The organism is Glaciimonas sp. Gout2 (assembly GCF_035018905.1).
In the GTDB taxonomy this organism is placed as follows: domain Bacteria; phylum Pseudomonadota; class Gammaproteobacteria; order Burkholderiales; family Burkholderiaceae_D; genus Glaciimonas.
On record NZ_JASJXA010000026.1, the window covers coordinates 66,209 to 72,744 of the forward strand.

At 51.2% G+C, this 6,536-nt stretch carries 6 protein-coding genes; all 6 read right to left on the reverse strand.

Annotated features, from left to right (window positions below):
* Nucleotide 1 precedes the first annotated feature (1 nt).
* A complete protein-coding gene (locus tag QN379_RS16615; protein ID WP_323507115.1) occupies nt 2-1,351 on the reverse strand; it encodes a CpaF family protein in 1,350 nt (449 codons plus the stop codon).
* A gap of 94 nt (nt 1,352-1,445) precedes the next feature.
* Nucleotides 1,446-2,756: a pilus assembly protein CpaE gene (locus tag QN379_RS16620; RefSeq protein ID WP_323507116.1), complete on the reverse strand. Its 1,311-nt coding sequence runs from the start codon at nt 2,754-2,756 to the stop codon at nt 1,446-1,448.
* A 23-nt stretch (nt 2,757-2,779) separates the two neighbouring features.
* On the reverse strand, nt 2,780-4,087 hold the full coding sequence (locus tag QN379_RS16625) for a type II and III secretion system protein family protein (RefSeq protein ID WP_323507117.1): 1,308 nt from the start codon (nt 4,085-4,087) through the stop codon (nt 2,780-2,782).
* Nucleotides 4,088-4,143: 56 nt separating this feature from the next.
* The gene (gene cpaB, locus QN379_RS16630) at nt 4,144-5,178 is read right to left on the reverse strand and encodes a Flp pilus assembly protein CpaB (protein WP_323507118.1); all 1,035 of its coding nucleotides are present in this window, start codon (nt 5,176-5,178) and stop codon (nt 4,144-4,146) included.
* 80 nt (nt 5,179-5,258) lie between these two features.
* Nucleotides 5,259-5,693, reverse strand: a complete 435-nt coding sequence (locus QN379_RS16635) for a TadE/TadG family type IV pilus assembly protein (protein ID WP_323507121.1) — start codon at nt 5,691-5,693, stop codon at nt 5,259-5,261.
* 160 nt (nt 5,694-5,853) lie between these two features.
* Entirely contained in the window at nt 5,854-6,381 is a 528-nt protein-coding gene (locus QN379_RS16640) for an A24 family peptidase (RefSeq protein WP_323507119.1), read from the reverse strand.
* Nucleotides 6,382-6,536: the final 155 nt, after the last annotated feature.

A 6,536-nucleotide genomic window follows, 5' to 3' on the forward strand; every position in this document is an offset into this window, starting at 1 on the left:
TTTAGCGCCTTACCGGCAAGCCACTACCGGGACCAGTGAGATTGGAAGTGCTTTTGCCGGTTTGCTGCCCCAACTGCCGCTGACGTTGTAACTTTGGAGAGTGTGGAAAAATACCCAGCGAGACCCAACGATCCGCCTCATCGCCATCCGGTGCAATAAAGCTCTCGTGACGATAAAGTTCTTGTAGCGTAATCATGTTATCGCCCACTCCAGTGACCTCAGTGACCGAAACTATCCGACGACGACCATTCGACAGGCGACCAATTTGCACTATGAAATCGAGCGCACCAGCAATCTGGCGCCGCAAACTTGTTTCACTACCCTGGAAGCCAGCAAAACCGGCCAACATCTCAATCCGGTATAAACACTCACGCGGAGAATTGGCATGGATAGTACCCATTGACCCATCGTGCCCGGTATTCATTGCCTGTAGCATTTCCAGCACTTCAGCGCCGCGTACTTCGCCGACAATAATCCGATCAGGCCGCATACGCAGACTGTTACGAATCAAATCACGAATACTCACTAGACCGCTGCCCTCAAAGCCACCAAGACGCGACTCCAGGCGCACGACGTGGGGATGGTTCAGACATAATTCAGCGGTATCTTCCACCGTCACGACCCGTTCGTTTTCGGGAATAAAAAATGCCAGCGCATTTAGCAAAGAGGTCTTCCCCGAACTGGTGCCGCCCGAGACCAAAATATTGCAGCGCGCCTTCACCGCATTTTCGAGCAGTGTGTAGATCTCCTCGTTCATCGTGCCTAGGCCGAGTAAATCGGTGGGCTTTAACGGCTCTTTACGGAATTTCCGTATCGATACCATTGGACCGTCCACCGACAACGGCTCAATCACCACGTTCAGGCGTCCACCATCCGGCAAGCGTGCATCAACCATTGGATTAGACTCATCCAGGCGACGCCCTAACGGGGCCAAGATGCGTCGGACGATCCGTAACAAATGCGCATTATCGGTAAAGCGCAAAGTCTCACGCTGCAAAATGCCGTTACGCGAGACGAAAACATCGTTATATCCATTGATCAGAATATCCTCGACCGAGACATCGGCCAACAGATCCTCAAGCGGTCCAAGCCCGGCCAGTTCCTTGGTCAACGCGTCCGATATCTGACGGACTTCGCTTTCGTTTAACGGTATACGCTGCAAGCGCACAAAACCATCAACATCCAGATTGACGAATTGTTGAATCGCGCTACGGGACCAACGTCCAAACTCTGCCCCTAACTCCTCTATTCGGGTCAGCAGGTGATCGTAGGCGGCAGTCTTTATGTCCTGAAATTCTTGTGTGCTGGAAAAAGCCTGGTCGTCGTCCGCGAATTCTATCTGGTTACTCACGTCTTTCTCTCCCATCTATTATTTACGGCTATTACATTAGTATTTATCATCAGGTTCTTTCATCCAACAGGTCTTTAAAGACTGTTTAGCACGCCTATTTTCGCTGCAGCATTTTGGGTATCCAGCGCCCCAAGCCTTGTCTTGGCCGCTGTGGAGCGTCGGCAAGAGGATCGATCAATTCATCAACCAAGCCTTCGATTGCCTTTACGTAATTATCTTGCGGCGCTACTTCGTGTAAGAGCTTTCCGCGATTCGCACTGGATAGCAGTTTCCGCGTTCGCTCTGGCAATACCGCCAATAATGGAAGTCCGAAACGCTCGGCAATCTGCATTGCGCCCATACCGAAACGTTCGTCATATCGGCTGACCACTAGTTGTCTTTTATTGTCGCCTGGCAAAGGCTCTCCCAAAATGGTCAACGTGTCTGCAAGAGAAACCAGGGCGCCAACACTTTGATCTGTCACCAGCCACACATGATCGGAAGCACCGGTAAGATTGGTAATGAACTCCTGATTCGAGAACCCACCCAGATCGGTAATAAGTACATCAAAATAGGTACGCAGCCGATCAAGCAATTCCAACGCGTCGTGATGCGACACGGTACGCATTTCGCTTAGATTAAAAGGTAATGAAATCACCGTAACACCACCCGGGCTACGTGCTAAAGCAGTATGGACAAGCGTCTCATCTAGGCGACGAAGATTGCGTACCGCTTCCGCGAAGTCAAAATTGCCGTGCGTGCTTAAATATAATTTGCCATCACCGGCTGGCAATCCCAAATCAAGAAGCGCAACCCGGCTGGCCACCGCTCCGGACTTGCTACCGTTGCGAGATTGGACTCTACGCTGAAAAATATCTGCAAGATGCACCGCCAACGTGCTGGAACCGACTCCCGGGCGCGCCCCAAGCAAGGTCACCAGTTGCCCCCGTTTGATCGGCACCGGTATCAGTGCCGCTGACGTAGATAAAACACGCTGGACCACCTCGCGCGCCTCATCCGATGGTGCAGTAATATCAATGAAGTCACTAAGGCCCGCCCGCCAGGCAGCAATTGCCCCTTCAGGAAAAGCCATCGTCCCTATCGCCACTAATGGTAAATTTGGCGCAGCTAATTTTAATGCGTGCGCCAACTCGACGGCTCGGGCAATCGCACCGACACTATTCTCTGATCGTAAAAAAGCAGGATCTTCCGGCGCGCCATGTCCAGAAAAATCAAGTAGTACGAGTAGGGGATTGAGTTCTATTACTCGTGGCAAAAGCACGGCCAGATCGGAGCGCTCTTGCCATAACGCTCCCCACTTTCCGAGTGTATTGCCAAGCCATTCTGCTTGCTCATTATTTTCCGAGCACAGCACAAAGCGACTTAATTCGGTCACGCTATTGGCGGCTGGGTTACGAGCGTTCATTGTGGAGTCCAAAAATCCCCTCCTTACTTCGAAAATCCGGGCACTTCGTCTGCGCCAGCGCTCCCTAACAGATAGCTACCCCAAGCAGTGCCGGGAGTATTAAGGCGCTCCTGTTCGCCACCGGGTAACGGCAAAGGTACATTCTTTGCGATCGCCTTGACCAAATGAGGAGTGACGATAATTACAAGTTCTTTCTCGTCCTGGCTATAACTTAAATTCCGGAAAAAACTTCCGATAATCGGCAAATCACCGAGAAGAGGAATTTTGTTAACGCTCGATTTAGTCGTGCGAGAAACCAGACCGCCGATAATAAAACTCTCTCCATCACCGAGCTCAACCGTGGTGTCAGCACGACGCGTTGTAATCGCCGGAATCGAAACACCCGACAACACGATGGCGTTGCTATAGTCAATTTCACTGGCTTCCGGTGCGACTTTCAACGCAATGCGGTCTTTTGAAATAATGGTTGGCGACACCGTCAAACCGATCCCGAATGGCTTATAAACAATCGTGGTGGTTCCCAATCCTCCGGCCTGCGGAATTGGCAACTCTCCACCAGCCAAAAAGCTGGCACTTTGCCCCGACAAGGCCGTCAGTGAAGGCTCAGCGAGAACCCGTGCGAGACCATTCCCTTCGATCAATCGCAATTTATTGCTCAAGGTATAGCTACCATGAGAAACAGAGCTAAGTAAACTGAACGCCGATGAGGTCGCCGACAATCCACCATTGGAAGCCAGATCACTACCCAATTGAAAATTGAAATTTCCGCGCGTCACGCCAAGAGAAAAATCGAAACCGATTTCTTTTAATACTTTCTTGCTAAACTCGACAATTTTGACGTCAATCTGCACCACGCCGCCGCTATCAATGGTCGACAGATCGACAACCTTCCCTTTGCCAACCGCATCGGTGGCTGCTGCAACGCTACTGGAATGCGTCCGCATTGATGATGCTTGTCCGCTGATGACGGCAGTGTTACCGCGTACTTTTACATCAGCGCCGCCATTCCCTGCTAGTGCTGCCTGCAGATCGCCTAATACTTTGACGCGCCAAATAGTGGGCGCTAGACCTTTTGACCAGACCGTGACGGTCGTGCTTCCAGGTTTTTTACCGGCCAGAATGACGCTGCCGCTCTTCCCGCCGGAACCGCGCACCATCAACACATCAGCAACTTCTGCATCGGCAACAGAAATACGTTCAAGGGTGCCATTCACGTTCAAACTCTGCTGCTCGCGCACGCCGAGTGAAATGTCGCTAGTCGCCGCCGCTGAAAGCAGCGGGAGCACAATTGCGGTTAGCACTAAAGGTAAAATTGGTGTGAGTATTTTCATAACTTGTATCTACTTTATTATTGATCTGGATACTAACAATCACACAGGCCATCTGGTTAAAAAGCGACTGACTCGCGATGGACGCCACGAATTACCTCAACGGTATTTCCTGTATTTTCAGAGCGGCGAGATCGGGGCGCTGGATTCGATGCGGCCGGTGATGGTGCAGCCGATCTACGCGCTAACGTTGACTTTGTGTCGGCCGCTAAGCCGGTAAGGGCGATCCCGGCAAACGCCTGATTATCAGGCGTGCTAAGCGCTTCGATCTGGTCGTGCGTCAACCCATTTTTACCGCTGATGACAACCGGTAGGGGTGCGAACAACGCCTGATCCGGTATTTTTTCATCGGTTGGATTACGTAAAGCGAGCATGAGTTTTCCGCTTTGAATAGCCAGCGATAACCGATTGACATCTGCCAGCGGCGTCGCTAACACCGCTGTACGGGCGGGTTGTTGCGCAGCCTGTGCCGACTGCGAAGCCGTCGATTGTTGACTCGATTGCTGGGTTGATTCACCATTCGCGCCTCCGTCTGCTGTACTAGCTGTACTACCTGTACTACCTAAGCTGCCTATGACGGCCGCGCCATATGACAGGACACGCAAGCGAGACAGCAACAAACGCGACTGGCTATTTTCTAGTTCCTGTCCTTGTTTGAACGTCATAAATACATCTACGTAATCACCTGGCTGAATCCGATTGCCCGCACCAACAACCTCGTCCACAGGGATCGCAACTGCACGCTCGCCCTCAGCCAACTTCAAAGCCAACCCGCTTGCAAGAAGAGATTCTGTTATCAGATTACCGGTCCCGATGGCCGTCATCGGCACTTTGCCCAATACTGCACTCACCTGCGTGTAAGCACCCGCAGGATTGAGCGGCAATGTTACCAGCCGCACTTCATCGATAGTGATGGCTTTGCCAGCCTCCAGATTGCGCACGGCCACGACCACCGGATAGGCAGTTGCATTGCTCGCGACCGCGCCAGACACCACCGGTGCGAGCGCGGGACGACTTCCCAGCCACCAGGCAACGGATGCGAGTATGAGCGCGCCAATTACTAGTATCGCCGCAATAATTTTTGTCAGATTCATAGGAAGTGCTCGGTATAGATAAAAATGGCCGGAATATCTGGGAAGCTAAATGAGAAGGCACAATAACCAGCTTAGCTGGCTCAATCAATCTGAACCGTAGCCGAGCTCCCTAAGGTAGCAGGCACGGCGACGTTCATCAGCGACCCCAATAAAAGTGGTACCAATGGCTTAGCACTATACGGATAAGTCACCGTAACCTTGATCGGGTAAGCGGACCCGGCTGACACACACGGAGCGACAGGCGGCGCTGAGCAGGTAGGCGCTATAGAAGCGACACAAGCAATATTGGCGGTACCAAGCCAACTCACGGACTGGGTCGCAACTGCGCAAGCGGTTGTCCCCCGCGCAGCAGGCGATACTGCGTAACGCAATGCAGCGCGCGCGCCTTCTTCAGCAGCGAGTGTGAGCGATTGTTGGGCAACGAAAATGAGGCAATAAGTAATAATGCCGTATAGGAGTACAAAAAATACTGGAAAAACCAATGCAAATTCAATCGCGGCGGTACCCCGTTGCATTTTTAGAGTAACGATACTCTTGCCGCCCGATCTGGCAAGCGCATATCCGGGATCTCCGGCATAGTCACTCTTCATACCCACTCCTAATATCAGTACATCACACAGTCCAACCCCAACGATTCTTCCGCAGTAAAGACTAATCAACTAATCTGATCACTACTCAAAGACCTTTGGGGTACACGCACATCCACACGGCGCCAACTGCAAGATAGGCTGCATAAGGAATTCCAACGCGATTACCGCGCGCTTGCAATATTCGCTGATAAAAAGACCATCGCTCAAGTCGCATCGCAACGGTCTGTAAATCGGGTAACGATCCCGCTTTTGATGCGGTATAGACCAAAGCATGAAGTCCGGCCAGCAGCGAACCTATTAAAAAAACCGGCAGCAATGCCACCGGTCCGAGCAACAATCCAATGACGGCAAAAAACTTAACATCTCCAGCCGCCATCGCGCGTAGCGCATACAACGGCAGGAAGAACGCTAGTCCGATTACAAAACCGACTAAGCCATACATTGGACTAGTACCAAGCAATCCATGTCCGGTTACAACAAATAAGCCCAACTGCAGGGCCATCGCCAACATCAACAACTTATTTGGTACGCGACGCACTAACGTGTCATAAAAAAACAGCGTGCCGCACCATACTACAAACACCATTAGTAACCATATATTGCTACTCGGCATTATTAACTTTAGTCAATGATGGTTTTTAAGGATGCCGCACTGAGTAATTATTAGCGCGGCTTCTTCTTTAGGTAATACTAGGGCGTGTTGACATATAAAACGCTGTTAACTTTTTCCAAATTGTGTTTACATTCTAGATTTTAAAGAATGCATGC